This is a genomic window from Liquorilactobacillus satsumensis DSM 16230 = JCM 12392, assembly GCF_001435195.1.
Taxonomy (GTDB): Bacteria; Bacillota; Bacilli; order Lactobacillales; family Lactobacillaceae; genus Liquorilactobacillus; species Liquorilactobacillus satsumensis.
Genome location: NZ_AZFQ01000054.1, coordinates 91,510 through 118,476, shown reverse-complemented (window position 1 = coordinate 118,476; position 26,967 = coordinate 91,510). Strand labels below are relative to the sequence as shown.

The 26,967-nt window shown below is 38.5% G+C and carries 21 protein-coding genes and 1 pseudogene; 17 read left to right on the top strand and 5 right to left on the bottom strand.

From position 1 onward, the window contains the following. Window positions 1-14: 14 nt before the first annotated feature. A pseudogene (locus tag FD50_RS12590) lies at window positions 15-197 on the bottom strand (IS3 family transposase); the annotation flags it as partial. A gap of 159 nt (window positions 198-356) precedes the next feature. Between FD50_RS12590 and FD50_RS12585 the strand changes: the two are divergent. From FD50_RS12585 to FD50_RS11395, 5 genes are all read left to right on the top strand, one after another. Then, complete coding sequence (locus tag FD50_RS12585; protein ID WP_415615090.1) at window positions 357-470, top strand: DUF3173 family protein; 114 nt, start codon at window positions 357-359, stop codon at window positions 468-470. A gap of 688 nt (window positions 471-1,158) precedes the next feature. Then, on the top strand, window positions 1,159-2,130 hold the full coding sequence (locus tag FD50_RS11410; protein WP_054755708.1) for a hypothetical protein: 972 nt from the start codon (window positions 1,159-1,161) through the stop codon (window positions 2,128-2,130). Between the two features lie 189 nt (window positions 2,131-2,319). Then, on the top strand, window positions 2,320-2,688 hold the full coding sequence (locus FD50_RS11405; protein WP_056961827.1) for a hypothetical protein: 369 nt from the start codon (window positions 2,320-2,322) through the stop codon (window positions 2,686-2,688). Window positions 2,689-3,160: 472 nt separating this feature from the next. Further along, a complete protein-coding gene (locus tag FD50_RS11400) occupies window positions 3,161-3,958 on the top strand; it encodes a CPBP family intramembrane glutamic endopeptidase (RefSeq protein WP_056961825.1) in 798 nt (265 codons plus the stop codon). A gap of 600 nt (window positions 3,959-4,558) precedes the next feature. Next, window positions 4,559-6,190 (top strand): peptide ABC transporter substrate-binding protein, encoded by a 1,632-nt coding sequence (locus tag FD50_RS11395; RefSeq protein ID WP_056961822.1) that lies wholly within the window; start codon window positions 4,559-4,561, stop codon window positions 6,188-6,190. A 255-nt stretch (window positions 6,191-6,445) separates the two neighbouring features. Here the strand turns inward: FD50_RS11395 and FD50_RS11390 are convergent, their stop codons facing one another. Genes FD50_RS11390 through queF form a run of 3 tightly spaced genes read right to left on the bottom strand, consistent with a single transcriptional unit; the run spans window position 6,446 to window position 8,218 of the window. After that, window positions 6,446-6,946, bottom strand: coding sequence for a QueT transporter family protein (locus tag FD50_RS11390; protein ID WP_056961820.1), 501 nt, complete (start codon window positions 6,944-6,946; stop codon window positions 6,446-6,448). Window positions 6,947-6,972: 26 nt separating this feature from the next. Continuing rightward, window positions 6,973-7,674 carry a 7-cyano-7-deazaguanine synthase QueC gene (gene queC / locus FD50_RS11385; protein WP_054755716.1) on the bottom strand — a complete coding sequence of 234 codons (702 nt, stop codon included), beginning with the start codon at window positions 7,672-7,674 and terminating at the stop codon, window positions 6,973-6,975. 10 nt (window positions 7,675-7,684) lie between these two features. Further along, window positions 7,685-8,218 carry a preQ(1) synthase gene (queF, locus tag FD50_RS11380; protein ID WP_054755718.1) on the bottom strand — a complete coding sequence of 178 codons (534 nt, stop codon included), beginning with the start codon at window positions 8,216-8,218 and terminating at the stop codon, window positions 7,685-7,687. Window positions 8,219-8,743: 525 nt separating this feature from the next. On the opposite strand from queF, the gene FD50_RS12970 reads away from it, so the two are divergent. Then, on the top strand, window positions 8,744-9,112 hold the full coding sequence (locus tag FD50_RS12970) for a hypothetical protein (RefSeq protein ID WP_235803472.1): 369 nt from the start codon (window positions 8,744-8,746) through the stop codon (window positions 9,110-9,112). Window positions 9,113-9,226: 114 nt separating this feature from the next. Here the strand turns inward: FD50_RS12970 and FD50_RS11370 are convergent, their stop codons facing one another. Further along, window positions 9,227-10,063, bottom strand: a complete 837-nt coding sequence (locus FD50_RS11370; protein ID WP_056961818.1) for a MerR family transcriptional regulator — start codon at window positions 10,061-10,063, stop codon at window positions 9,227-9,229. A gap of 284 nt (window positions 10,064-10,347) precedes the next feature. Between FD50_RS11370 and FD50_RS11365 the strand changes: the two genes are divergently transcribed. From FD50_RS11365 to FD50_RS11315, 11 genes are all read left to right on the top strand, one after another. Beyond that, entirely contained in the window at window positions 10,348-11,256 is a 909-nt protein-coding gene (locus FD50_RS11365) for a DMT family transporter (protein WP_082610541.1), read from the top strand. 345 nt (window positions 11,257-11,601) lie between these two features. Further along, window positions 11,602-11,943, top strand: a complete 342-nt coding sequence (locus FD50_RS11360; protein WP_054755729.1) for an iron chaperone — start codon at window positions 11,602-11,604, stop codon at window positions 11,941-11,943. 353 nt (window positions 11,944-12,296) lie between these two features. Then, entirely contained in the window at window positions 12,297-14,459 is a 2,163-nt protein-coding gene (locus FD50_RS11355; protein ID WP_056961815.1) for a glycoside hydrolase family 3 N-terminal domain-containing protein, read from the top strand. A gap of 18 nt (window positions 14,460-14,477) precedes the next feature. Further along, window positions 14,478-17,504 (top strand): hypothetical protein, encoded by a 3,027-nt coding sequence (locus FD50_RS11350; RefSeq protein ID WP_056961813.1) that lies wholly within the window; start codon window positions 14,478-14,480, stop codon window positions 17,502-17,504. Window positions 17,505-17,625: 121 nt separating this feature from the next. Further along, window positions 17,626-18,861, top strand: coding sequence for a sugar ABC transporter substrate-binding protein (locus FD50_RS11345; protein WP_054755743.1), 1,236 nt, complete (start codon window positions 17,626-17,628; stop codon window positions 18,859-18,861). A 60-nt stretch (window positions 18,862-18,921) separates the two neighbouring features. Next, window positions 18,922-19,812: a carbohydrate ABC transporter permease gene (locus tag FD50_RS11340; RefSeq protein ID WP_056961811.1), complete on the top strand. Its 891-nt coding sequence runs from the start codon at window positions 18,922-18,924 to the stop codon at window positions 19,810-19,812. 12 nt (window positions 19,813-19,824) lie between these two features. Continuing rightward, window positions 19,825-20,655 (top strand): carbohydrate ABC transporter permease, encoded by an 831-nt coding sequence (locus tag FD50_RS11335; RefSeq protein WP_082610540.1) that lies wholly within the window; start codon window positions 19,825-19,827, stop codon window positions 20,653-20,655. Window positions 20,656-20,678: 23 nt separating this feature from the next. Beyond that, window positions 20,679-21,644: a LacI family DNA-binding transcriptional regulator gene (locus FD50_RS11330; RefSeq protein ID WP_056961810.1), complete on the top strand. Its 966-nt coding sequence runs from the start codon at window positions 20,679-20,681 to the stop codon at window positions 21,642-21,644. Window positions 21,645-21,662: 18 nt separating this feature from the next. Further along, complete coding sequence (locus tag FD50_RS11325) at window positions 21,663-22,424, top strand: alpha/beta hydrolase (protein ID WP_054755745.1); 762 nt, start codon at window positions 21,663-21,665, stop codon at window positions 22,422-22,424. Between the two features lie 13 nt (window positions 22,425-22,437). Continuing rightward, window positions 22,438-23,544, top strand: a complete 1,107-nt coding sequence (locus FD50_RS11320) for an ABC transporter ATP-binding protein (protein WP_054755747.1) — start codon at window positions 22,438-22,440, stop codon at window positions 23,542-23,544. Window positions 23,545-23,736: 192 nt separating this feature from the next. Beyond that, window positions 23,737-26,964: a glycoside hydrolase family 70 protein gene (locus tag FD50_RS11315; RefSeq protein WP_056961808.1), complete on the top strand. Its 3,228-nt coding sequence runs from the start codon at window positions 23,737-23,739 to the stop codon at window positions 26,962-26,964. The last annotated feature ends 3 nt before the right edge of the window (window positions 26,965-26,967 follow it).

The window sequence follows — 26,967 nt, the reverse complement described above, 5'->3', positions numbered from 1 at the left end:
TTTCGGACAGTTTACTAAGCAACTTTTTGTGAGACCTGAGTATACTGATCAAGCCAAGATATTGGGGCAAGATAGTTTAAGCGTGCTTGTACCCTTACACAGTTATAAAAGGTCTCGATGTAAACGAAGACTTGTGTTTTAAGATCAGTAATATCTTTAAATTGGTGCTGATAAATGAGCTCTTTTTCCATAATGGCACAGATAAGATAAGGGGCCTATCTGACCTGATTATCTTACTTCAATCAACGATAAAGAAGTGACGTAATTGGATAAGAGTTTTGTCTGCTACTAGGATCTGATGGCATTAGGATTTAAGCAGCATACCGCGCGATATCATTAGACAAGCGAAGCAAAGGATGGTACAAAAGGGGTATCCCTTGTATCTCAACCGAAACTTAGGGAGCGTTCCGCGTTCTGTCGTTGAGTTCATTCTCGGATCACCGATGAATGGAGCTGTTGAGAATGAGTAAAACAAAATATTCAGGCGTATTCATAGACGCCAAAGGTAACTTTTACTATGAAACCGAGTTAGGGACCGATAAGATGAGTGACAAGCGCGTCCGCAAGAAAGGGCGGAGGACAGTCAAGTAATACCATTCAGCACTGTCTTTGCGACCAGCAATGAATTAACATGTGTGAAGCGTAATTATCATGAGGTGCATAGGTTTACGAGATCTACGCCAGTTTATGAAGGACAAGTATATCATCCCAGAGTACAAAATCGTGCAGAACTTCCGTATCTAGCGACTCACTGATGAAAAAGATTAGAGTATTGGTTATTCGCAAGGCTATGTAGGATTGGTATTCGGGTGTTTCCACAGTCTCTTGACCACGCTGTTCAGATGCAGTACTCTTCTAATGATGTGTCAAAACGAGTCAAGGTAATTCCAATCTTTGATGATACGAAGCGGTTCAAAAAGCAAGCTCGATTTTTTTTATACCTTATGATTAATTCAACTTAAAATTGCTGAGATTGAAAGAAAGCAATATGTTACTTTCAAAATTAAATGTTATACTGAGCTTGAGCTATCCATATTTAATCTATTTATATTCAATAATTAATGTACTATCACAAATCTTTACTACATATCTTACAAGTAATCAAGAATAAAATTCTTAGACAAAATATTTTATTCAACAAAGCGGGTGAATTGACCAATGACAGTTTTAGATGAAATTTTAAATTCTCCTGATATCCCTATTGGAACAAAACTAAAGGTAGAGTCACTAGATAAACTAGGGAAAGAAGCATTAAATGCTTATTATGATGAAAATTCTGATTTTTATCGACATGCTCGAACAGAAGCGCTAATAAAAAAATTTTACGCAAATCCAGAAGAAATAACGTATCTGTATCACTATACTTCCTATGAGACGTTAAAAAAAATAGTTTCTGGTCAAAAGTTCTTCTTAGGTTCAATTCATCATATGAATGATGTCCAAGAAATGACCTATACTTTACAATTATTAGAAAAGGAATTTATGCAACTAGATGCACCTCAGACACTCTTGAATGAGCTTAAAGCTATGAAAAATAAATTACCATGGGATGTCTATATTTGGTGTTTCTCTGAAAATGACCACTCACAATCTTTATCAAACTATGGCGAAATTGCCTTAGGTTTAAAAAATCAAAATGTCATGAATACACTTGCTACACGTTTTTCAGGAGGTGCTGAAACACTAGATGATTTTAGTCCGGGAAATGCTTATGTTTTTCCTTTAAAAGTTGAATATAATTTACAAACACAAACTGAGTATATTAAACCAATAGCTAAAGTATGGGTTTCAGCATATAAAAATCTTTGTAAAGATCCGGAAGATATGAAAAGTCTAATATTAGATTGTGTACAAGCAGTTTATCTATGTTCACTTTGTTTTAAAAGTCGTTACTTAAGACAGGAAGAAGAAATCCGGTATTTAGTAATCAAAATCAATGGAAACCATGATCTTAACCCAGATTTTTATCTCAATCATAAACCTTTCGTTTCTTGTGAATTAAAACCTGCTATCCTTGACAAAGTTATTTTAAGCAAAAAGATAGCTACAAAGTTGGACGAAATAAGGGATTTTTTACATGATAACAAATTCGATTCAACTAAAATTGAATCCACCAAGCTACCGTATTGAAGGATTCTCATTGAAAATTTATAACAACTAGAGATGTTCAATTTTTCTTATTTTTGATGTTTTATACGCTTTTATACATTTGGGTACTGCTTGATATTGCAGCATTTTTCTTTATATGGTTGATACAAAGTCCAGAGATTAAGCAACCAGAAATGACAAAAAATACACAGCCAAGAAGGTAAAGTTATCATGAAGAACGCGTTGTTTGAATCAACTAAAGAAGAACTACGCTGCCGTCCTAAAAATTTAATTGATTTGAACCAATGGCTTTTTGTAACCATTAATACTGCTAAATCAATGATTGACAATACGGATAAATCCCAATTTGTTTATTTAAATAAATTTGTTAGCTGTGATACAACTAGAGATATTCAGCAACGATTTGACAAAATACAGGGGAAATTTGGTAATAAGGATTTTTCGAAACGCCATAGCCCTAAATACCTATATCTTTGTTCTTTAGTAGCCAATTTTCCTCAAACAAGCCTTACTAGTGAGAGTAAGCAACTAATTAATTGCTTTGTTACCGAAGACAAGTATCTATTATACGAAATATAGAAAATAAGGGACGGGACAGCTATTTTAAAAGGCTTTTTACCAACCGCTGTTGATGAGAAATTTTTATGAGAAAATCAGTTCATTTTCGAATTGGTTTTCTTTTTTATTTGAATCGTAAATTCAATTTTAAACATTTTCTATAGCCATATGCGGTACGTTTAATTTGTTTGATTTTCCGATTAACGCCCTTCCAAGTAATCGATTCATTCAAATCGAAAAAGATTAGAAGGGGGTGCGGTTGGAAGTCCTTCTTGGTAAGCACTTTATGGCACCAAAGAGCTATGCCAAATTATTAAAGCAAAAAACTTGGAGAATAACAATTATTTTGACGAACGGAGTAACCATACATTTTTAGGTATAATGATTGTTGACAGTAACTAAACAATGAGGTAGTTTTAGACATTATGCAAGATAACTTGATGATTCGTCTGGTTATTGAGCTTAAATAATTGTTATTCTTAAAGGAGTTTTTATGAAAAAACAACTGTTATTAATCATGGTAATAATTCCCATCATATTAGGAACAACTATTACAAGTGTAATTCCAGTTGGAATTGCTAATTCTGCTGGAAACGTATTAGGTAGCATAGATGTTCCACTTTTTGAACTGCCATTTATTTTTATCTATATTGCGGTAATCAAATTAATTTGGAAATTTAACTTCAGTTTTAGCTTAAAAAACTGGTTTGTCCCATTTATAGCAATCGTGTCACTTCTAGTCACAGTATTTGCTAATATTGTGACTTCTAAGTCGTTAACTGTTATTTTTCAAAAAATACCAGGAGGGCAAATTTTGTTGGCAGTGCTGATTTCTTTACTAGCAGCAATTATTATTGGATTATTTGAAGAAACTGTTTTCCGTGGGGTAATTTTTAACTACCTATTTTTCATATTTAGAAAGACCAACCGTCCAGTTTTATTTGCTGGAGTACTGTCTAGTGTAATTTTTGGTGCAGTTCATTTAAGTAATACCCTTTTTGGCGGTGGGGCTGAATGGGGATATACTTTATATCAAGTTATTTACGCTGCTGCTATTGGTTTTGTGTTTGCCATGGTGTATGTAAAAACAAAATCGCTTGTCATCCCAATTGTTTTGCATGCATTAATTGACTGGTCTGACCTTTTTTTCAATTTAGCAGGAGAGCCTGCCATGACCGGTATTAGCTGGACACCAGTCATATTAACGATAATTTATGTTGTTTCTGGTTACATGATTTATCAAACTATTGAGCCAAATTCTTTCAAAAGCCTAGGTCTCAAGCCAGAATAAATAATTTTTATAATGCGATTAAGAACTAATTTGGGCACAAATGTTGCTGTAGCTTCCAAATTTTAGAGTGCACAGTCCACCTGCTTAACTTAGAAAGGGCGGTAAGGGTTATTAATGGTGGCGAGGTAAAAAATTTAAACTAGTGATTGACTTAAATAAAAGTACAAGCTATACTAACTAAAACAAAGTAGAATATTTTGAATGTTGAAGGAAAGAGTACCCAAATTGACTAGCTATAAAGCGACTGTTGACGGTGAAAGAACAGCATTGAGGATTTGGGGAAGATGAATCTGGAGTTTTGTCATGGGTGCAAGCTGATGGCACGCTTTGACTCGATATCGTCAATAACATAGCTATTAGCTGTGTTTTGAGGCTGCGAATTACTAAATCCGTAGTGAATTTTGGGTGGTACCACGATTTTTCGTCCCTGCATTAAGTTGCTGGGGCTTTTTTATTTGGAGTTTTAGAGGTCTCAATTAAGGAGGGTAAAGTTAAGAACTGCGAATTAACGTTTTACTTTGTTAAGGATCGAGATAAAGGCTGTCTGGGATTAAACAATTTTTGAAAAGATTAATTAAGTAAATTGGGGATGAGTAACAGATGAATTATAAAAAAATAGCGACTACAATTGTCTTCATCAGTGCATGCTTATGGCTGAGCGCATGTGGAAAACAGACTAGCACTTCGCAAAAACAGGTTTTGAATCTTAGCGCTAGTGCGCCATTAAGCACAATCGATATCTCGAAATCAACGGGTTATGGACAAACAGGTAATACCTTTGAGAGTTTTTATCGTTTAGGTAAAAATGGGTCAACAACTGCTGGCTTGGCTAAATCCAGTAGTGTTTCTAAAGATGGAAAAACGTGGACCTTTAAAATTAGGAAAGCTTACTGGAGCAATGGGGATCAGATTACGGCACAAGACTTTGTTTATTCGTGGCGCAGAACAATTAATCCTAAGACAAAATCCCCTTATTCTTATTTGTTTAGCGGCATCAAGAACGCTGATGCAATTATTGCAGGGAAAAAGTCGGCAGCTCAGATTGGAATCAGCGCACCTGACAAGCAGACCGTGGTGATCAAGCTTGATAAGGCGATCTCTTATTTCAAAATCTTGATGGCTTATCCACTATTTGGACCGCAAGAACAAAAGATCGTGGAAAAATACGGTAGCAAGTATGGCACGCGTTCGCAATATATGGTCTATTCTGGCCCGTTTGTTATCAAAGCATGGAATGGCACAGGCAACAAATGGCAGTTCGTCAAAAATAAGCATTATTGGGACAAAAAAGTAGTTAAATTGCAGCAAATCAACTATACGGTGGTTGAAAATCCCACGACTGGGCATGAATTGTACCAGCAAAACAAATTGGATATGACTCCTTTGGCTAATCAGCAAGTTAAAAATTACCAAGGATCATCACAGTTTAAATCTTATCCCTATTCCTACATTTCTTATGTTGCATATAACTTCAAAGATAAAGATGCGGACAAGCGGAAAGCTTTGAATAACCGTAATATTCGCTTGGCAATGTCACTAGCCATTAATCGGCAAGTCTTGACGAAAAAAGTGCTCGGCGATGGCTCGTATACTCCAACAGGATTTGTAGCTTCAGGACTGGCAAAAGATCCTAAAACCAGTGAAGATTTTTCAAAACAACAAGAGGTTAAGGGCACAATCGCTTATGATGCGAAATTAGCGCGGAAGTATTGGGAGCAGGGATTAAAAGAAACAGGATTAAAAGGATTAAAACTGACATTGTTGGCTTCAAATGACGATAGTAGCAGTAAAATTGTTGCACAGTATTTACAGTCACAATATGCTAAAGTACTGCCAGGGCTTTCACTCACAGTACGTAGTATTCCAGGCAACAATGCATTGCAAAACGCGCAAACTGGAAATTTTGACTTGTATTTATCTGGTTGGGGCGGAGATTTCAATGATCCAATCACATTTCTTCAAATTCCATTAACAGGAACTTCTTACAATTACGGTGGTTATTCGAACTCACAGTATGATGCTTTAATACAGAAGGCACAAAATGAGGATGCAAATAATCCTAATAAGCGGTGGGCGGATTTGGTCGCAGCTGCTAAGATTTTTAATGCAGAGCAGGGCGTAACCCCTGTCTATCAGCAAGTTACTTCATATTTGCAAAAATCCAAGGTTAAGGGCATTATTCATAACACAGCAGGTACGCAGTGGAATTATAAGAATGCGTATATTAAATAATTAATGAAAACAATTAAAAAATAAATAATCAGGCTGGGATCAAGTTAATCTTTTGGTCCCAGCCTGATTATTTTATTCGCTGTTTAGAGCGAGTTAAACACATTTATCAATTTTGATACATGCTATTTTTTGTTTTATCTTGCGCACATCAATATAATGAGTTCTCAAAGTCAATTTTTCCGACTGATGTCATACTTTCTCTTACTAAGATGCGTGTTCAACCGGATTCATCAGTGCTTCATAAATATATAAAAATTATGCTTGTTTCACAAGGTCAACAAGTTTGACTTTGCGATTAATGACAGCAAAGATAACGTAGCCAATGATTTGTGAAATTAATTGACCAGCGAACAGGTAAGCATAGGTAAGCCAAAAGGGAACATGCGAGACCGCGTGCAATTCAAGTGCGACAAAAATCATCCCGCATGAGACACACAGACCGACTACCACAGACCGGACTAGTAAATTTTGGGTTCTTTGATTAATTAAAATTGCGACTGCTAAGCCAATACCGGTGACACCTAAGCCCACTAAAATATCAAGCAGCCCGAATGGACTGAAAAGCAGGTTTGCAACTACAACCCCTAAAACCATTCCCCAGTAGAATTTTTTGTCATAGGCTACCAGTTGATAGAGCGCCGTTGAGACTCTGACTTGAATGACTCCAAATGAAAAACTGGCAAACAAAGCCGTGATGACGACATAACATGCGGCTAAGACAGCATTGATAGTTAATATTTTTAAATTTTTATGCATGCTTTATAATTCCTTTTCTCTGTGAGTTATGACCAAGTAATTGAAGTTTGGTAGGCAATCGGATCTTTGAGCTTATTAGCCTTGAAAGCTGCAATCCGATCACGACAAGTTGCACATTTTCCGCAAGCAGCCTGTTGTCCGGCATAACAAGAACGCGTTAAGGCAAAAGGAACGTGCAACGCGATTCCAAGTTTGACAACTCCAGCTTTATTCAACTTGATTAAAGGTGCAGCCAGACTAACCTTTCCTGCTGTTCCAGCGCTAATTGCGGCATTCATTGCGTGATAAAACTCGGGAGTGCAATCCGGATAAGCCTGCCCAGCTGCATCATCTGCGTGCGCACCGTAACAGACTTGGGCAGCTTGTTGGCTGTAAGCTAGGGCAGTAGCTTGTGACAGCATTAGCCCATTGCGAAAGGGAACATAGGTATCAACAGTGCCACTGCCTTGTTCTGCAATGATTGCGGCATAACTCTGCTGTGCGATCGCACCATTACCTGTTAGCAGTGTTGAAGTGGAACCGTTAAATAACTGGTGATCAATGTGAGCAACTACATACTCAACTTGATAATAAGCAGCAACTTTCCGTGCGTTTTCCAGTTCTAATTGGTGTTTTTGACCATAAGCAAATGATAACGCTAAGACATTGTTTTTTCCGTGAGTTGCGACTGCTTGAGCTAAACACACCGCGGAGTCTAATCCGCCTGAAAGTAAAATAATTTCATCCATTAAAAAAGACCTACCTTACAAAATTTTTATACTGCGGTAACTGATTTAAAACATTGACTTTGCGTTGGAAGGCCAGTTCTTTAAGTTCAGGGGTTTCGAACTCCGGGTTAACGCGATTTACGAATGGATAGATTGAAATTCCGCCACGTGGCGTGAATAATCCTAAAACTTCAATATACTTTGGATTCATTAATTGATAGAGATCATTTAAAATAATATTCATGCAGTCTTCATGAAAATCACCGTGATTTCGAAAACTGAATAAATAAAGTTTTAAACTTTTGCTTTCAACCATGTTTTGTGTCGGAATGTATGAAAGATAGACTTTAGCGAAGTCTGGCTGACCGGTCTTAGGGCACAGACTGGTGAATTCATATGCATCAAATGAGACTAAATAATCATTTTCTGGATGTTTATTAACGAAGGTTTCAAGCAGCGTTGGATCATAATCTGCTGCATAAGCGGTGTGGGTGCTGCCCAGGTGAGAAACGTGACCGAATTCGGTTTTAGTGCGAGAGGATTGTGTTGTAGTGTTTTTAGACATAAAAAAACTCCCTTTGTTTTTTTTCGGAGGTTTAAGGATGTACCATACTCCAATATTTTATTTTAACTGTGCTATTCTACTGCAAATAAGAGCACAAAACAATTAAAAATCAAAAATTGTCAAACTTTGAATTCACTAAAGCCTAATCTTAATGCCCAAATGTGCTCGAAGTAAAAAGCTGCCACGACTCTGAGCAAAGGAATGGGAGCTTTTGTTTTTTTTAGCCAAAAGATACAACCGACTGTATAATGAAAAGTATAAAAGGAACTTAAAAGCCTAGGGGGAACCACAATGTTATTTTCTCCAATCATCTCTTTGATAATCGTTATATATTTTGTGTATGATCAGTTCGAATTCTCCAGAGTAACCAAAATCAGATTCTTGTTTCTGCCTTTTTTTTGTTTATACCAATTCATCACTAAGTTTAATTTCACTCATATAATTGATCTTATTAGCATTATTATCATCCTTTTGTTGGCCATTGGAATTGGATTTTACCAAAGTCGCAGCTTTAAAGACAAAGTAATGAAAATAGAGTCCAGGTACTTTTTCACTGATCAGAATGGACAGGAAGTGAATGCTTATCAAAAGGCATTGTATGCTAGAGGTGGAAGAACGTATTTAGTTGGCTGGATACTGATATTTTTGATTTCTTTGTTTTTGAATGGCGATTTTAATGAGAATTTTAATTTTTATAAGTTTGCGCATGCATTAGTCAAAGAAATAATAGCCGATTTAGCTATTTTCACGAAGCTCACTGAGACGGGTGATGATTGGCGGACCTGGGAATTACTAGGTTTTGCCAATCTTGCATACCTGATGTTCATCAGACGCAAGTCAACTGCGATGAATTCTTTCTTTAAGCGCAGGGCTCATGAAGAAATTAAGTCATAATTACGGTCAAAATAATTTTGGGAATCAAACGGGAGCCGAGGAGGTTCTCTTTTTTTTGCTTGAATTTTAAAAATCCTGTTTCAGAAGAAATGCAATAACAGGCGCCGATGAGCGCTAATTATTTATTAAAATTTGCAATTCTGTAATGAAATTTTCTTTTTGAGCGGAATTGTAGTTGTTAGGTAAGGAGACTTCATAAACAAGTGCATTTGGGGGGAGCTTTCTTTTATTGGCAGCCGTTAATAGTTTGGAATAGTACCGATAGTAATGCTCACTTGACCATTCAAAGGCAATACAAAGATACTTTCCGGCTGGGATCAACCCACTGCTAATCTTTGAAGATAAGGGGATGAGCGGCTGGGTTACAACTGAGGTGTAGACGGCCTCGTAATGGATCGCAGCACTGCTTGAATAAGGTTTTAACGGGTAGATGCAGCCATAATGATTATCCACCAGACTACCCGCTTTTTCTAAGAAAGCTGCTAATTCATGCATATAAAGATCTGGTTCATCATAAGGTGTAATCCGCGCGCATGCGACTTTTAGAATCGGGCGTTCTGGGATGGTGCGCGTATACACTTTCCCAAGTTCTTGTTTTTTTAGCAGCAATTGCGCCGCAAGCTGACTTTTTCTCATATTGATCAGTTGTTGACTTCTTTGTAATTTGTCGACTTTTGCACGAATAACAGCTTCTTGAGCATCCAGAAAGGAATACATAGTCTCAGGGCCGCTGTTAATGATGCTTTTTATCTCTGCTAGCGGGGTGTTAATGTACTTTAGATACTTGATAATGTCCAGATAAAAAAATTGTTTGATGTGATAGTAGCGGTAGTGATTTTTAGGATTTATATAATTGGGTTTAAACAGATCAATTTGGTCATAGTAACGCAAGGCTTGAATGGAAATATTATTTATTTTGGACATTTCACCAATTGAAAAATAAGTTTTCATAGTGACCCACTCCTTTGCAGCAGTTGCGAATTTAAGTTTTTTTGAGAGAAAATGTTAATTTTCAAAATATATGTCACTAAATATAACATATAATGCTGTTTATTGCTTTTCAAGCTTGACCCTCTAGGAACTATAGGCTTTATTATACGCCTATAAGTTGTTGGTTGGGTCTTTTTTTTATAATTTCAATGTTGTATGTAACTTAATATAACATTTAGTGGACAACGAAATTCAAACGTCACAGAAGCCAAGGTTGGATCAGGCTTAAAGAAAGGATGTAAATTATGATGAACAGAGGACATATTTTTATTATTTTGCAGGCAGTTTTGTTTGGGATTAGCATTCCGATTGTCCAAGTTTCAGTGGCTACGATTCCCGTGTGGCTATTTACTGCAATGACATTTGGGATTGCTTGTATCGTGATGGTCCCTTTGGCAAGGCACGTAGATGGGATAAAACTAACTGACATCGGTCGGAAAAATATGGTTGGGATTCTGATGTCAAGTTTGTTAGGGGTTGTTTTGTACACCTTGTTCTTACTATATGGATTAAAATACTCAAGTGCAGTTTCTGTTGCAGTGATTAACAGCTTAACGCCAGCGGTGACCTTAATTCTTTCGTTTTTTATTTTACGTGAATCTTTGATTTGGCAGAAAGTATTAGCGATTGGGTTTGCAGTTGCTTCAGTTCTTGTGATGAATGTAAATGGCGCATCCAGTCATGGAGGCAACATTATCGGTTTACTGCTGATGATTTTGGCAGTTGTTTGTGTTTCGCTGTTCTTTATTTATGCAAAACGGTTTTCAGTCGAACTCCCGCCGTTTACGTTAACTGCCGGTTTATTCACCATCAGTTTTATCATCACACTTCCGATCGGGATCTACCAGGCTTTTTCCTTCAACTGGAGTGTAATGAATTTCTCGTTATGGGCGCAGGTGTTTTATTATGGAATTGGAGCAATTTTGCTGCCATACTTATTAACATATATCGGAATTACACAGGTTCCAGCAAGCTTTGCGGGCATCTCAATGGCAGTTGTTCCAGTGGCTTCAACATTAGTCGCAGTGCTTTTTTATCACACCGCGTTAAAAGTGACAGATGTGCTCGCCTTGATATTGGTCATTATTTCCATCGTGGTTTCTGAGGCAAGACGCAAAGCAATTCAAACCCAAACCGAAGTCCTTGAAAAATAAAATATTACTAATAATGCAATTTTTGGAGAACACACAATCAATGCACAAACGTGTAAGTTAAGCTCCTTAGTGTCAGTAACCCTGAAAGTTTTTAAAACAATAAAATTGAAAATGACTCTTAGCTGAATTTTTTCCATGAAGTTTGTTATTGCAGTTTGCATGGAAAGGACTCAAGCTGCGAGTCTTTTTTAGTATTTTCAATGTTAATCTTGGAAGATAAAGCCAGTCGAGAATAATTTGAAGGGCTTTAAAAATTATAATGTTCAATTAGGCAGCACAGTCGGACTTAATGCAACAGTTAAAATGATTTATCAAGTATACTAGGCAGTGAAAGGGGGGGACAACATGACTCTGATTTCAGAGTATATTGAGGCTGCTCCAGCAGAACAAAAACCGCATCTTGAAGCACTTTATCGTCTTGCAAAAGAATTATTACCGGAAGCAACTGAGAAGATCAGTTATGGGATACCTACTTTTTATCAGCATGAAAACCTGCTTCATTTTGCAGGGATGCAAAAACATCTCGGATTTTATCCAACACCAAAAGTAATTGAGCACTTTGCAGCGCAGCTAGTTAGCTATAAAACCAGTAAAGGAGCTGTTCAATTCCCGTACCAAAAGCCGTTACCGGAGGCTTTGATTAGGAAAATGATCTTGGAACGAAAAAAGGAATTACGGTTGAAATGATCAGCATTGCTGAATAATCAGGTTTTAGTTTTTAATTAATAATTATGTGGACAAGTTGTGGGTTAAAATGGTGAAGGGGCTGGGCCAAAAGTTAAATTTTGACTCAGCCCCCTATTTTACTTCGGATAAACGTGTTTCATGAGTCAAAATACTCTGTTTAACTGCGAATGACTCAGCGTAAAAGGCGCATGTTGTTTGTAATTCCATGGTAGTACTCAAGTTTTACTGCTTTATGGAGCATACTCTTTTTGAATCCGTATATCTGTATGCGCTATCAAAAAGATGTTGACGGTTCCACTAAGATACTATATAATCCTGTTGAAACGTTTCAATGAAATGAAAGGAGACTTTTTATGACCGTTAGAATTACCGAGCTAATCGACAAAATGAGCTTGCTGGAAAAGGTTGAACAGCTTTCGCAACTAAGTGCGGATTATTTTCAAGGAGACGAAGTTGCATTGACCGGCCCAACGGATAAAACCAAGGTGACTACTGAAGAATTGTACTCAGTAGGTTCAGTATTGGGAATTTCCGGCGCTGACCGGGCCCGAAAGATTCAAACAGATTATTTGCAGCATAGTCGGTTGAAAATTCCGTTGTTATTTATGGCAGATGTCGTTCATGGATATAAGACGATCTTTCCAATTCCATTGGGACTTGCCAGTTCTTTTGATCCTGAATTAGTGGAACAGGCAGCTAAAATTGCTGCCAAAGAAGCAGCAGCTTCGGGCTTACACGCAGTTTTTGCACCTATGGTTGATTTGGTTCGTGATCCACGATGGGGGCGTGTAATGGAAGCTAATGGTGAAGATCCATTTTTGAATGGTTCTTTAGCTGCAGCAAGTGTTAGGGGCTTTCAAGGACGAGGGGAATCATTGGATGAAAACCACGTTGCGGCTTGTGTGAAACATTTTGCAGCTTATGGTGCGGCTGAAGGTGGACGCGAATATAATACTGTAGATATTTCTGAATGGCAATTCAGAGATCAATACCTAGAAGGCTATCAACGTGCACTTGCAGCGGGCGTCCGCCTTGTGATGACATCTTTTAATACCTTGTTTGGGGTTCCGGCAACTGCTAATCAAGTTTTGATGCGCTCAATTCTTAGAAAAGAACTAGGATTTAACGGTGTTTTGATCTCTGATTGGAATGCGATTGGAGAGCTTAAGGAACATGGAGTAGCTTCTTCACAAACTGAGGCTGCGATAAAGGCTTTGAAAGCCGGAGTTGACATTGATATGATGTCGTTTGCATATCGTGAGCTAGGCCGACAACTCGAAAAAAGAGAACATGTACCGCAAGAATTGATTACTTTGCTTGATGAAGCAGTCTACCGTGTTTTGAAACTCAAAGAAGAGCTGGGATTATTTGCGGATCCTTTCCGTGGAATGGATGCTTTAAAAGAAGAAAAAAATGTTTTCACAGAAGATAATTTAGAAATTGCACAAAAAGCTGCTGAAGAGTCCACCGTGTTACTGGAAAACAAAGAAAATCTGTTGCCTCTATCACCAAATACTAAGATTACGTTATTGGGACCCTTGGCACGAGAAAAAGACCTGTTGGGTAGTTGGTCTTGGAAAGGTGATTCTCATGAAAACATGACGATCGCAGCTGCCTTGCAGAGTAAATTTAAAAAAATGACGGTACTTACAGAAAGTTTTACTGCAGAAGAATTGGATTTAGTTGCTTTAGCGCAAAAAACAGCAGCAAGTCAAATCGTGATTGTTGCGCTCGGCTTGACGAGTGATCAAAGCGGGGAAGCAACTAGCATGACGCACCTTGAGTTACCGGCAGAACAATTGGCCCTTTTGAAAGCGCTTAAAAAGATTGGCAAAAAAGTGGTGACGCTCGTGGTTACCGGCAGACCCTTAGTGCTTACTGAGGTTTCCAAACTGTCAGATGCGGTTTTATTACCTTGGTTTCCAGGAAGCAGAGGAGCTCAAGCGATAACCGAAATTATTGCGGGGGCAATCAATCCAAGCGGCAAATTACCAATGAGCTTTCCAAGAAGCATTGGGCAAATTCCTTTATATTACAACAGTCTGCGTACAGGACGGCCATTGACAGGTGAAGATAGCCTAGACAAAGAAAATAAATATTTGTCTAAATATATTGATGAACAAAACTCACCGTTATATTGTTTTGGCTATGGGCAAAGCTATGCCACGTTTGAAATTAAAGAAGTTGTTCTGGCAAACAATCAGGTAGCTAAAAACGATGAGCTACGTTTAGAAGTTACAGTCGCAAATGAATCGCAGATTGATGGACAAACGGTTATTCAGGGCTACACACATCAATGCGTTGCAGAGACTGCACGTCCTGTTAGAGAGTTAAAAATGTTTAAGAAAATTGCACTTAAAGCTAAGACTGTAAAGAAGGTTGAAATGAGGATTCCAACAGCTAGATTAGCGTACGTGCATCAAGATTTGACGAGCAGTGTTGATCGTGGAGCATACGAGTTATATGTAGGATTTGATGCTAATGCACAGAAAAAGATTTCTTTTGAAATCATTTAAGTTGGGGGAGAACAGAAGATGCATGAGATAAAGAGTAAGGATATTTCGATCAGTTTCCTTGATAATGGTTCGATTGAGCTTATTAAAGCTAAAGATACCATGATCAACCAGGTTAAAGGAAATACGCGTGATGGCAGTCTGATGAATCTATATTTGAGATTAATCGCTGAAGATGGCAGCACTAATTTTCTAGCGCTCACAGGTCCTAAATCCAAGAGTGATTTTTTTGTAGGCGAGCGCACAGCAATCTGGGAAGGAAAGTACGCTGCAGTTTCATATAAAGTAACGCTTACTCTAGTTGAAAGTATGTGGTTTTGGAAAATCAACTTAACAAGTGAAACTAACTGCAATGCCGATTTAACTTATGTGCAAGATTTAGGCTTAGGAGCAGAAGCCTTTGTAACCGCTAACGAAGCCTATTCTTCACAATATATTGATAATTACGTAGTACAAGATGAAGCACACGTGACTGTCTGCTCGCGGCAAAATCAATCTCAAAATGGAAAATTCCCCTATTTGCAGCAAGGTTCTTTGGAACCGCTAGCGAGTTATGCGACTGATGGTTTTCAATTTTACGGCACTGAGTACAAAGCAACAAATATCCCTCAGGGCTTAATCGAAAAAGATTTACCTTCCTGCAACTATCAGTACGAGTTCACGCTGACGGCGCTTAGGACACCAAGTTTTGAAATTGGTAAGCAAGCAGTGACACGGGTCTTCTATGCGGCTTATGTTAATTCTAGGGAGAGCGCAAATACATCAATTTTGCTTGATCTCAACGAACTTAAAGAAAAATATGTTGCGACTGATTCTTTTGGAGGACGTGTTGAAAAGGTTTCTGTCAAGCAACATACTATGGAGCGGCCGCTAGCGGGTGAATCTTTAACAGCTACCGAAATTAATTATTTCTATCCACATAAAAAGCAAGTTGAAGAAAGCGAAGCAGGCGAACTACTCTCGTTTTTCGATGAACGAGATAGACATATTGTCTTACCAACAAAAGAAAAACGGCAGGAACGAATGACAGGCAATATTGTGATGGCTGGAGCAACCTCTAAACCTGGGACAGCTGTGATGGCGACAACTCAGTATATGTGCGGAATCTTTGAGTCTCAAACTGTTTTTGGCAATACCAATATGAACATCTTAACGACTAACGTTCGCAATTCTTTAAACTATTTCAAAAACAGCGGGACACGTATTTTAATTAAAATAAACGGGGAAGACCGTTTGCTAACAATGCCTTCACTTTTTGCGATGAGCTTTAATGGAGCAGATTGGATTTACAAACTTGAAGATGATTTTTTACTTATCAAAGGTGAAGCCGCAGCAGATTCAGATCAATTGAAACTTGAATTCAGTTCGCTGCGCCAAAAAAAGTATGAGCTTAAGATCAGGACACAACTTGAGCTTGCAACTCTTGGGAAAGATGCAGTTGTCACGATTCAAGGAACCCATGTGAAAGTTAAACCTGCCGGTAAATTAGCGGAGAAGCTTCCATATCTACAATATGCGTTATCTTATGAATGTGCAGACTCACCGGATGTCAGACTTGAAAGAAATGGCACGGAGGAGTATCTGGTAGCCGAATTTCAAAGTTGTGCAAACTTAAGTGTGATCACTGGCCTGCAAGGACAAGCTGCTAAGATGCAAGATGTTGAAAATGAGCGGCGTAAAAATGAAGAATTCATTACCAGTTTTGTACGGAAGCTGGAATTAAAGCAGGCTAAAGACCTGCTCCCTGAGTACCTGCAACCTACAGAATTGATCATCAAATGGTACATTCATGATGCCTTGGTGCACCTGCTGTCACCTCATGGACTTGAACAATATGGCGGAGCTGCTTGGGGAACAAGAGATGTTTCTCAAGGACCAGCGGAACTATTCTTGGCTTTGGGAGATACTCAACCGGTGGGGACGATTATTAAAATGATGTATGAGCATCAATTTATAGAAAATGGAAATTGGCCGCAGTGGTTTATGTTTGATGAATATGCCGAACAATTTGCTGCAGAAAGTCATGGAGATATTATTGTCTGGCCGTTGAAAGTTGTTGCTGAATATTTGAAAGCTTCACAGGATACAGCAATCTTGAATACGTCTTTAAGGTATATGTCGCTGAAAGATAAAAAATTCACTTCAAAAAAAGAAAAATTAATCGACCATATTAAAAGGCAAGTTGAGTATCTGAAAAACCATTTTTTGCCGCAAACCTATGTTTCTGCTTATGGGGATGGTGACTGGGATGATACGCTGCAGCCTGCTAATAGTGAACAAAAAAAGACGATGGCAAGTACTTGGACGCAGGAGTTAACCCTTGAAACACTTGAACTAACGGCTGAAGTGACCGCAGATTTTGACCATGAATTTTCACAAGAAATTTTTGAATTGAAAGAAAAGATGAATGCTGATTTTAGAAAGTATTTTATGAAAGACACTGTTTTACCAGGCTTTATTCGCATGGATTCTAAAAATGAAATTCATTATATCATTCATCCAGAAGACAAAATCACACAGATTAAATATAGACTACTTCCCTTACAACAAGGGATTCTCAGTCATGTATTTAATGAACATGAAAAGCAAAGAGCACTTTCTTTAATTAAAGAGCACTTACTCTTTCCTGATGGGGTGAGATTGATGGATCGTCCTGCGACATATCAAGGTGGGATCAGCAAGATCTTCAAAAGGGCAGAACAATCAGCCTTTTTTGGAAGAGAGGCCGGTCTGTTATATGTGCATGCGCATATTAGATATGCGGAAGCTCTAATTGAATGTGGTGATTTACGTGCAGCTTGGGATGCACTGTTACAAATCAATCCGATTGGGATCAAGAAACGGGTTCCTAATGCGGTTTTAAGACAAGCAAATACGTATTTTTCAAGTTCTGATGCTGCATTTTCTGATCGCTATCAAGCACAACAGGAGTTTAGTGAATTGAAACATGGAACAATCCCAGTTAAAGGCGGCTGGAGGTTGTATAGCAGTGGGCCTGGAATTTATGTGGCTGCGGTTAAAAAGCTGCTCACTCATAAAAAGGTTTAACCTGTAAAAAAAGAGTATAAAAACTTTTTTTATAAATTAAAATGCTTTAATTTAAGTATTGTAATCGCTACCAAAAAAGTTATAATACTTATAGAAACGTTTCACAAAAGGGGGATTTATCATGAAAAAATTAAAAAGAACGGTTCTGCTGGTTGGAAGTCTTTTAGCACTATTTTTATTTTTAACAGGGTGTGGCAGTAATAAAGCGGCTGCCAACAAAACTCTAACATTTTGGTATGCAGGTGATGGAGACACGGCAGTTAAGCCGATTATTAATAAATTTACAAAGGAAACAGGGATCTCAGTTAAAATTCAAAGTATTCCATGGAGTCAATATAATGATAAATTATTGACAGCGGCCTCATCTAAAAATGGCCCAGATATCATGTTGATGGGTACGACCCAGATGGCAAATTTTGTCAGTTCTAAGTCGTTGTTGGACATTTCTAAATATGTTAAAAATGACAAAACTTTAAATCCTAATAATTATTTCAGCAGTTCCGAAAAGACAACTAAATTTGGCGGTAAATATTACGCGGTTCCATGGTATGTTGAAACACGTGTTTTGTATTACAGAAAAGATATTCTTCAAAGTGTAGGGTATGACCATGCTCCGAGGACTTGGAGTGAACTTTATGAAGTAGCTGCAAAGCTTGCAAAACGTGGCAAAAATATGTACGGCTTTAACGTCGACAGTAGCGAACCGACCTTTGGGTTCATGTTTGCACGTCAAAATGGAGCACAATTAGTAACCAATGGAAAAACACAATTCAACAGTTCAGAAATGGTAGGATCATTGAAATATTTAAATAGTTTTATTCAAAATGGGCTTTCACCTAAACAAGATCAAAAGCTGACGATTGCGCAGTCATTTGGCGGAAAAGCTCCAATTCCAATGTTCATCTCCGGCCCTTGGATGCTGCCAACTATCGAAAAAGAAGCTGGATTGAAGAATAGTCAATGGGCGGTTGCTGAGCTGCCTAAGGGCAAAACAAGTAATTTATCAGTTACGGGAGGCGGTAATTTAGCAGTCTTTCAGTATAGTAAAAATAAGGCAAATGCGGTTAAACTTTTAAAATATCTTTCTAAGCGTGAAAATCAAATCACATATTACAAAAACAGTAATTCAATGCCGACTTTAAAATCTGCATGGACTGATAGTGCGCTTAAGAACGAAAAGATTCAAGTCTTCAGAAGGCAATTAAATAATTCTGAATCAATGCCATTATTAAAACAATGGGAAGAAATTGGACAGAACTACTTAAAAGCTTGGGAACCGGTGGCACTGGAAAACAGTGATATTCAAAAAGCAATGAATAAGTTTAATAAACAAACTCAGCAGTTGATTGATAAATAAGATCTTAAAACTGCCTTGCCAGTTGTTACCGGTAAGGCTCATTGTAAAGGAGGTAGTTAGATGCAAAGTAATTTTTTAAAAAAAATTGTTCCATATACATTTGTTTTTCCCGCACTGCTTCTTTTGGCAATTTTTTCGCTTGTTCCAATTGTCATCGCATTACTGATTAGTTTTACAGGTCTGGATATTACTGGGTTGGGCGACTGGTCACAGATCAAGTTTGTCGGGCTTTCAAATTATCTACAATTGTTTCAAGATAATGCATTTCTACAATCGATTCTAAATACAGTAGTTTATGTTGTAGTAGGGGTACCTTTGGTGATTATTGTTTCATTAACGATTGCAATTCTAATTAATAGTGGCAGAAATAGTTTCTTCAAAATGATGCGCTTAGTCTTTTATACGCCTTCAATAACTAATACTGTGGCAGTTGCAGTTGTCTGGACCTATCTTTATAATCCGAGTTTAGGGCTTTTCAATACTTTGCTGGCTAAAGTTGGAATTGCTCCAATCGGTTGGCTGACAGATCCCAATGTTGCTAAGTTATCATTGATTATTCTAGCTGTCTGGAAGGCTGTCGGACTTAATATGCTGATTTTTCTAGCTGCGTTGCAAGGGGTCCCACGTTCCTTATATGAAGCTGCTGAACTTGATGGCGCAAATTACTGGGAACAGACACGCCACATCACCTTGCCTTCGCTTAAGTTCTCAATCTTCTTTGTAACTGTTACTACACTGATAGCATGGTTCCAGTTCTTTGATGAACCATTTGTAATGACTAAAGGTGGTCCATTGAATAGTACTAATTCTGTTGCCCTATTTGTCTACCAAAATGGTTTTCAAAATAGCAATTTTGGCTATGCTGCTGCTGGGTCCTTTGTAATGTTTGTGGCGATCATTGTTGCTACAATAATTCAGTTTAAATTACAAGAAAAACAGCGTGGAGAATAGGGGGAAAACAGAATGGATACTGGAATGCAGGATATAAGTAAAATTTCTAAGGTATTGATTGGTGTTGTGTTAACGATCCTTGGTTTTTTAATGATTCTTCCATTTCTTTGGATGTTTTTGTCATCGTTCAAAACTAGTACAGAAATTTCATTATCGCAGAGCTTTTGGCCGCAGCATTGGACAATTGACAACTATAAGAATCTTTTTACAAATGGCAGTTTTGACATTTATGTTAAAAATACATTGATTATTACCGCAGCTTCATTTATCGGTCTGTTTCTAAACGCCATGGCGGGTTATGGTTTTGCTAAGTTTGATTTTAAAGGGCGCAAGTTTTTGTTCATGGCAGTGTTAGCAACCATGATGATTCCGGGGCAAGTAACAATGATCCCTGTTTACCTGATACTTAATCAGATGCAGCTTACGAATACTTTGCTGGGAATTATTTTACCAGGATTAGTTGGGGCTTTTGGCATCTTTCTTTTCAGGCAGTTCATGTCCAATATTCCTGACTCGATTGTTGAAGCTGCTAGACTGGATGGAGCTGGAGAATGGTATATCTTTTTTCACTTAATTTTGCCAATCTCTAAACCGGTTTTAGCGGTTCAAGGAATTTTGACCTTTATTGGCGGTTGGAACGCATTTTTGTGGCCCTTGATTATTGCAAATGATCAGAAGTATTATACATTATCAGTTGGGTTACAATTGTTGCAGGGACAACATACTTCCGATTATGGTTTGCAAATGGCTGGTTCTTCTTTTATGGTTATTCCTATAATAATAATTTTTATAATTTTCCAGAAATATATATTACAAGGGTTTAACATTCAAATGGATAAATAATAATGGGTGAGGAAGAGGATATTATGGCAGGTATTAAAGAAATAGCTGAAAAAGCGGGGGTCTCGATTTCAACAGTGTCATATGCTCTGAATAACAGTGATAAAATCACTAAAGAAACACGTGCGCGGATTTTAAAAATAGCTGATGAACTGCACTATACGCCGAATCTGGCAGGTCGGAGTTTGAAAAAGCAAAAAACCAAAGTAGTTGAGATGTACGTTCCAGATTTTGGCGGCTACTTTTATGGCCACCTGTTGGCAGGTGTTGCAGAAGTCCTGAAGAATAACGGGTATGAATTGATTGTTGCATCAGGGGGAAAACAATCACGAGCTTTTATTTCACAGGGATTAGTTGATGGCGCTATTATCCTCGATCCCACTTTTCCAAATGATTTGATCAAAGAATTGGCCGAAGAAGGCAATAAGTTAGTATTAATGGATAGAAAGTTGGAGCTGCCCTTGGTCAGCCATGTTCTTTTAGACAATGAAAAGGGTGCTAAAGAAGCAGTGGATGCTTTAATTGAGACTGGGACAGAAGTATTTGCAATTTTGACGGGGCCCAGCACGTCTTATGATGGGAAGAAAAGACTTGAGGCAGCTTTGGCTGAATTTCAATTAAAGGATAACCAAACAGTGGTTGTCATTCCGTGTGATTTTACGATCGAAGGTGGAGAAAAAGCAGCTGCTAAAATAGCCAAGATGAAGAGTCGGGATATCGGCGTTTTTGCACTGAATGACGAAATGGCTTTCGGTTTGTATAGAGGATTAAAGCAATATAAGCTTGTTCCTGGAAGAGATGTTAAGGTCGTGGGTTATGATAATGATCTTTTAGGGCAATATCTGACGCCGCAATTAGCGACCGTTGATTATTCAAAACATCAATGGGGCAAAAAGACAGCTGAGGTTCTCTTAGAGATGATTGAAAATGATGTTACGCGAAATGAGATTGTTACAACTAAATTGATTAGAAGGGACTCCCTAAAAATTTAATTTTGGGAGGAATGAAAAATGCTTGCACACATTGATTTTTATTCTAAGTGTTTGCAAATGAAGACGGGCATTAATGTTCTGTTACCTGATGAACCCAAGGAACCCATGGCAGTGTTGGTGTTATTGCACGGCTTAGGCGATGATGAAAATAGCTGGTTTACACAGACTGCACTTGAACGTTATGCAAGCCAGCAATCGCTGGTAATCATTACGCCTCGAGCTGAGCGGAGTTATTATCAAAATAACTTAGCGGGACAACGCTATTTTGACTACCTTTGCACAGAATTGTTGGTTAAATGCCGAACGTGGTTTAATTTGAATGCAAATGTTCAACAGACTTTTATTGGTGGATTATCCATGGGTGGGTTTGGAGCCGCTCAAGCAGCTTTACTACATCCTGAGATATACAACAGCGCTTTCCTTTTGTCAGCGGCACTCGATATGCCTCGAAGCTGGCGGAAAAACAAAGAACGTGAGCTGTGGTATCAAACACTTTTTGGCTCTTTGCAGAAGTTGGAGAATTCTGAAAGCGATTTATTTAATTTGGTTAGAGCCGGTAATCGTGAATCTGAAAAACCATATATTTGGCAACTATGTGGACGAGAGGATCAATTTTATCAAGAAAATTGTGATTTCAGCAGACTTCTTAAGCAAAACGGATACCAGAACCTATTAATTGAAGTTGAGGGTAGCCACACTTGGGATGTTTGGGATCGGGCAATTGTTAAAGTGATTGCAGAGATTAAGAGGCTAGTTTCTGATTCAGAACAATTAAGATAAAGGGCGTGAAAGAATGGTAGAAATAAAATTAGAACATATTTCAAAAAAGTATGTAGGTGCTAAAGGGTACTCAGTAACAGACTTTAACTTGAAGATAAAGGATAAAGAATTCATCGTTTTTGTTGGACCTTCTGGTTGTGGAAAATCTACCACATTGAGAATGATCGCGGGTCTTGAAGGAATTACTCAGGGAGGATTGTACATTGATGAAAAAAAGGTAAACGATGAAGCACCTAAGGACCGCGACATTGCAATGGTTTTTCAAAACTATGCACTTTATCCGCATATGACTGTCTTTGATAATATGGCATTCGGATTGAAATTAAGAAAATATAGTGAAGTAGAAATAGAAAAACGTGTGCAAAATGCTGCTCAGATCTTAGGTTTAGCAGACTTTTTAAAACGCAAACCAGCAGCATTATCAGGAGGACAGCGACAACGAGTTGCCTTGGGCAGAGCTATTGTGCGGGACGCACCGATCTTTTTGATGGATGAACCCTTATCCAACTTAGATGCTAAATTACGAGTGTCGATGCGCGCTGAAATTGCAAAATTGCATAGAAGTCTAAAGACAACAACGATCTACGTAACTCATGATCAAACTGAGGCAATGACGATGGCAGATAGAATCGTTGTAATGCGTGATGGTGAGATCCAGCAGGTTGGAACACCGCGGGAAGTCTATGAAAAACCGGTCAATGTTTTTGTGGCTGATTTTATTGGAGCACCGGCCACCAACTTCTTCGATGTAACTCTCCAAGATGGATATGTCAAGACCGAAGCAAGGACCTTTAACCTTGCTGTTCCAGAAGGAATTAATAAGGTTTTGAAACAGGCAGGTTACGAAGGAAAGAAGCTCATTTTGGGAGTTAGACCTGAACATATCCACACAGAACGAGCTTTTATTGAAACTTTCCCAAGTGCAACCGTTAAAGCCAAAGTAGTCGTTTCAGAATTACTAGGATCGGAATCAATTTTATATACCAAAGTCGGTGACAGTGAATTTGTTTCTAAAGTAGATGCACGTGATTATTTAGATCCTGATCAAATTGTGGAATTAGGATTTGATTTGAACAGATCACATTTCTTTGATCCGGAAACTAAAGAAAGCATCCTTTAGAAGGAAAAAGAAAATTCAAGTGAAATACTAATTTGAATATCAAACCGCAGATATTTAGTGAATATTAGCATGCCAAAAATGGGTTGGTAAGCTGGTATTCACTTTTTTTAAAATAAAAGCGAACATACGTTTGATGATCTTGAAATCCGGGCTTAAGATGAAATCAATCTTAAAGGAAAGGAAGTTTTTTAGATGGAACAATTAGAAATGGAAGCACAAGCTCAGTTTGATGAAGTCCACGCAAAAATAAGGAGGACTCGCGGAAGCGGTCAGCAGCCACATGAGCATAAACATATTGGCAAACGGCAGCAACGAGAAAATTCTACAAAAACCGTTTTTGCTGGAAATAGTCCTGATGTACCCATTATTTTTGGTGGCAGATATGTAGAAGTCAGCGGGACCTGGTTTTATCTCGACAGTCATGGAAACAAGCTCAAGGGGTTGAACAAAGTAGATGGAAACTTACAATACTTTGATCAGACTTCCGGTGCACAGCTTAAAGGTGAATTTGAAAAGGTTGGAGGGGTGACTTACTACTTTGATAAGTCCTCAGGTAATGCAATTCCGTATGTTTTGACAGTCGGCAGTCAAAAAACTGCTTATCAAAGCGATGGTACTCCAGCAGCTTCAGGATTTTTTACCGCTCAAGATGGACACATCTACTACTTCAATAGCATTGGGTCATACGTAACTGGATTACAAACAATTGCGGGGGCAACTTATTATTTTGATGAAGATGGATATTTAGCTAAAGATACACTCGAAACTGTTAATGGCAAAAGTTATTATTCTGATGTCCTAACGGGGCAGGTCGTTGAACTAGTTGCACAAACTATTCCAAGTCAGCCGAGTTCAGCAAAAGCAATCGCAGCCTTTGCAGCTCATAATGTTGCTTATTCTTACACTGCAAAGAGTTTTGAGAATATTGATGGATATTTGACAGCTGATTCATGGTATCGGCCCACAGAAATTTTAAGTGATGGACAGCGTTGGGTCAAAACAACTGAGACTGATTTTCGCCCGCTGCTAATGGCTTGGTGGCCAAGTAAGGCCATTCAAGCTGACTATTTGAACTATCTGGTTGCACAAGGAATTGTGCAAAGTAAGCAGCAATTTTCAGCTAATGATAGTTTCAGAGTACTCGCGAGCGCTGCGCAAAACGTACAAATTGCATTTGAAAAGAATTTGATGCTGACAGCAACCGCCAACTGGTTGCGCCAATTGCTGCATAACTTTATTAAAACAGAAGAGATTTGGAATAAATCTTCTGAAGATGTCAGTTCAGATGGCCTGCAGTCGCTTCAGGGCGGTTTCTTAGCTTATCAAAACAGTAAGCGTACTCCCAAGGCCAATTCCAAAGCTCGTATTCTAGGTTATGTGCCTTCATATATTAAGAATAATGAAAATAAAGGCTCGGAATTTCTCTTGGCCAACGATATTGATAATTCCAACCCGATTGTGCAGGCTGAAGAATTGAACTGGTTACATTATTTAATGAATTTTGGTACCATCACTGCCAATGATGCGACCGCCAATTTTGATGGAATTCGCGTAGATGCAGTTGATAATGTTGACGCGGACTTATTGCAAATCGCAGCGGAATACTTTAAAAACGCTTATCATGTCGATCAAAATGATCAGGCGGCTAATGCACATTTATCGATTTTAGAGGACTGGGGTTCAGACGATCCACAGTATATCTTTGATCAAGGTGCTAACCAGTTAACGATGGACGATTATGTTGTCGGTCAGATGAATTATTCTTTGGAAAGCGGTCCTGAAGCCAACGACAAGATGGCACGTTTCTTACAATGGTATTTGATTAATCGGGCAAATGATAGTACTGAAAATACTGCAATTCCAAACTACACGTTTGTGCGTGCACATGATTCTAATTCACAAGACCAGATTCAAAAAGCTGTTCAAGCAGCTACTGGCGGAGAATACGGAGCCTTTACCTGGGCACAATTACAACAGGGCTTGGAACTCTATTATGCAGATCAAGCCTCAACCACTAAAGAATATAATCGCTATAATATGCCAAGTGCTTATGCAATGCTTTTGACTAACAAGGATTCAATTCCGCGAGTTTATTATGGTGATATGTATCTGGAAGGTGGTCAATATCTGGCTAATAAGACAATTTACTATGACACAATTGCTAACCTATTAAAAACAAGAATCAAGTACGTGGCTGGAGGGCAGACGATGTCTGTTGACAGCAATGATATTTTGACCAGTGTACGTTTCGGTAAAGGAGCGATGACGGCCGCTGATCAGGGAACGGCAGAAACGCGGACTGAAGGAATTGGAGTAGTGATTGGCAATAATACTGCCTTAGAATTAAAAGATGGCGCACAAGTGATTTTGCATATGGGGGCTGCTCATCGCAAGCAAGCCTACCGGGCAGCTGTTTTGACCACCGAAACTGGAGTAATCAATTATCCAACTGATGAAGGTGCACCGTTAGCTTATACTAATGACGCAGGTGATCTGATTTTTACCAATCAGAATCTCGTAGTTAATGGGCAGACCGAAGCTAACACGAGTGTTCAAGGATATGCTAATCCAGCAGTGACTGGGTATCTAGCAGTTTGGGTGCCAGCAGGTGCAAGTGCGACTCAAGATGCGCGGACAACTGCGACAACACTTCCACAAGCTGATGGGAAAATTTTCCATTCAAACGCTGCGTTAGATTCAAATGTTATTTTTGAAGGCTTTTCGAACTTCATTTCTTATCCAGAAACACATGATGAAAATGCCAATGTCGTGATTGCCAAGAAGACAGCACTATTTAAAGCGTTAGGAATTACGAGCTTCGAACTGGCACCACAGTATCGTTCAAGTGGCGATCACACATTCTTGGATGCGACGATTGATAATGGGTATGCATTTACTGATCGCTATGATCTAGGTTTTGGTACACCTACCAAATATGGGACAGTTGATGATCTGCGCAATGCACTCAAGGCGCTGCATGCAGCCGGTATTCAAGCAATTGCTGACTGGGTCCCGGATCAGCTTTATAACCTGCCTACAAAAGAGCTTGTCACGGTTAATCGAACCGATGAACGCGGTAATCAACTGGCTGATTCTAAGATTCATCGTTTGCTCTATGTCGCCAACACAATTGGCGGTGGAGAGTACCAAAAACAATACGGTGGTGCTTTCTTAAGCTTGCTGGAAACCGAATACCCAGATTTATTTACTGCTATTCAAGCTTCAACGCATAAGCCGCTTGATCCGAGTGTTAAAATTACCAGTTGGTCTGCTAAGTATTTAAATGGAACAAATATCTTGGGCCGTGGAATTGGTTATGTGCTGCGTGATGCGCATAACAGTTACTTCTTTGTTGGGGAAGATTCCCCTGTTGCACAGCGACTCTTGCCGGAAACCTTAATCGCCGAGCCTGCGGAGTAATTA

Excerpts from the sequence above, each read along its gene's own strand:
- queF (WP_054755718.1), bottom strand. The coding sequence starts at position 8,218 with ATGTCTAAAAACACTACAACACAATCCTCTCGCACTAAAACCGAATTC.
- FD50_RS11370 (WP_056961818.1), bottom strand. The coding sequence starts at position 10,063 with ATGAAAACTTATTTTTCAATTGGTGAAATGTCCAAAATAAATAATATT.
- FD50_RS11365 (WP_082610541.1), top strand. The coding sequence starts at position 10,348 with ATGATGAACAGAGGACATATTTTTATTATTTTGCAGGCAGTTTTGTTT.
- FD50_RS12585 (WP_415615090.1), top strand. The coding sequence starts at position 357 with ATGGTACAAAAGGGGTATCCCTTGTATCTCAACCGAAACTTAGGGAGC.
- FD50_RS11355 (WP_056961815.1), top strand. The coding sequence starts at position 12,297 with ATGACCGTTAGAATTACCGAGCTAATCGACAAAATGAGCTTGCTGGAA.
- FD50_RS11320 (WP_054755747.1), top strand. The coding sequence starts at position 22,438 with ATGGTAGAAATAAAATTAGAACATATTTCAAAAAAGTATGTAGGTGCT.
- FD50_RS11390 (WP_056961820.1), bottom strand. The coding sequence starts at position 6,946 with ATGCATAAAAATTTAAAAATATTAACTATCAATGCTGTCTTAGCCGCA.
- FD50_RS11400 (WP_056961825.1), top strand. The coding sequence starts at position 3,161 with ATGAAAAAACAACTGTTATTAATCATGGTAATAATTCCCATCATATTA.
- FD50_RS11340 (WP_056961811.1), top strand. The coding sequence starts at position 18,922 with ATGCAAAGTAATTTTTTAAAAAAAATTGTTCCATATACATTTGTTTTT.
- queC (WP_054755716.1), bottom strand. The coding sequence starts at position 7,674 with ATGGATGAAATTATTTTACTTTCAGGCGGATTAGACTCCGCGGTGTGT.
- FD50_RS11330 (WP_056961810.1), top strand. The coding sequence starts at position 20,679 with ATGGCAGGTATTAAAGAAATAGCTGAAAAAGCGGGGGTCTCGATTTCA.
- FD50_RS11350 (WP_056961813.1), top strand. The coding sequence starts at position 14,478 with ATGCATGAGATAAAGAGTAAGGATATTTCGATCAGTTTCCTTGATAAT.
- FD50_RS11410 (WP_054755708.1), top strand. The coding sequence starts at position 1,159 with ATGACAGTTTTAGATGAAATTTTAAATTCTCCTGATATCCCTATTGGA.
- FD50_RS11325 (WP_054755745.1), top strand. The coding sequence starts at position 21,663 with ATGCTTGCACACATTGATTTTTATTCTAAGTGTTTGCAAATGAAGACG.
- FD50_RS11360 (WP_054755729.1), top strand. The coding sequence starts at position 11,602 with ATGACTCTGATTTCAGAGTATATTGAGGCTGCTCCAGCAGAACAAAAA.
- FD50_RS11315 (WP_056961808.1), top strand. The coding sequence starts at position 23,737 with ATGGAACAATTAGAAATGGAAGCACAAGCTCAGTTTGATGAAGTCCAC.
- FD50_RS12970 (WP_235803472.1), top strand. The coding sequence starts at position 8,744 with ATGAAAATAGAGTCCAGGTACTTTTTCACTGATCAGAATGGACAGGAA.
- FD50_RS11395 (WP_056961822.1), top strand. The coding sequence starts at position 4,559 with ATGAATTATAAAAAAATAGCGACTACAATTGTCTTCATCAGTGCATGC.
- FD50_RS11405 (WP_056961827.1), top strand. The coding sequence starts at position 2,320 with ATGAAGAACGCGTTGTTTGAATCAACTAAAGAAGAACTACGCTGCCGT.
- FD50_RS11335 (WP_082610540.1), top strand. The coding sequence starts at position 19,825 with ATGGATACTGGAATGCAGGATATAAGTAAAATTTCTAAGGTATTGATT.
- FD50_RS11345 (WP_054755743.1), top strand. The coding sequence starts at position 17,626 with ATGAAAAAATTAAAAAGAACGGTTCTGCTGGTTGGAAGTCTTTTAGCA.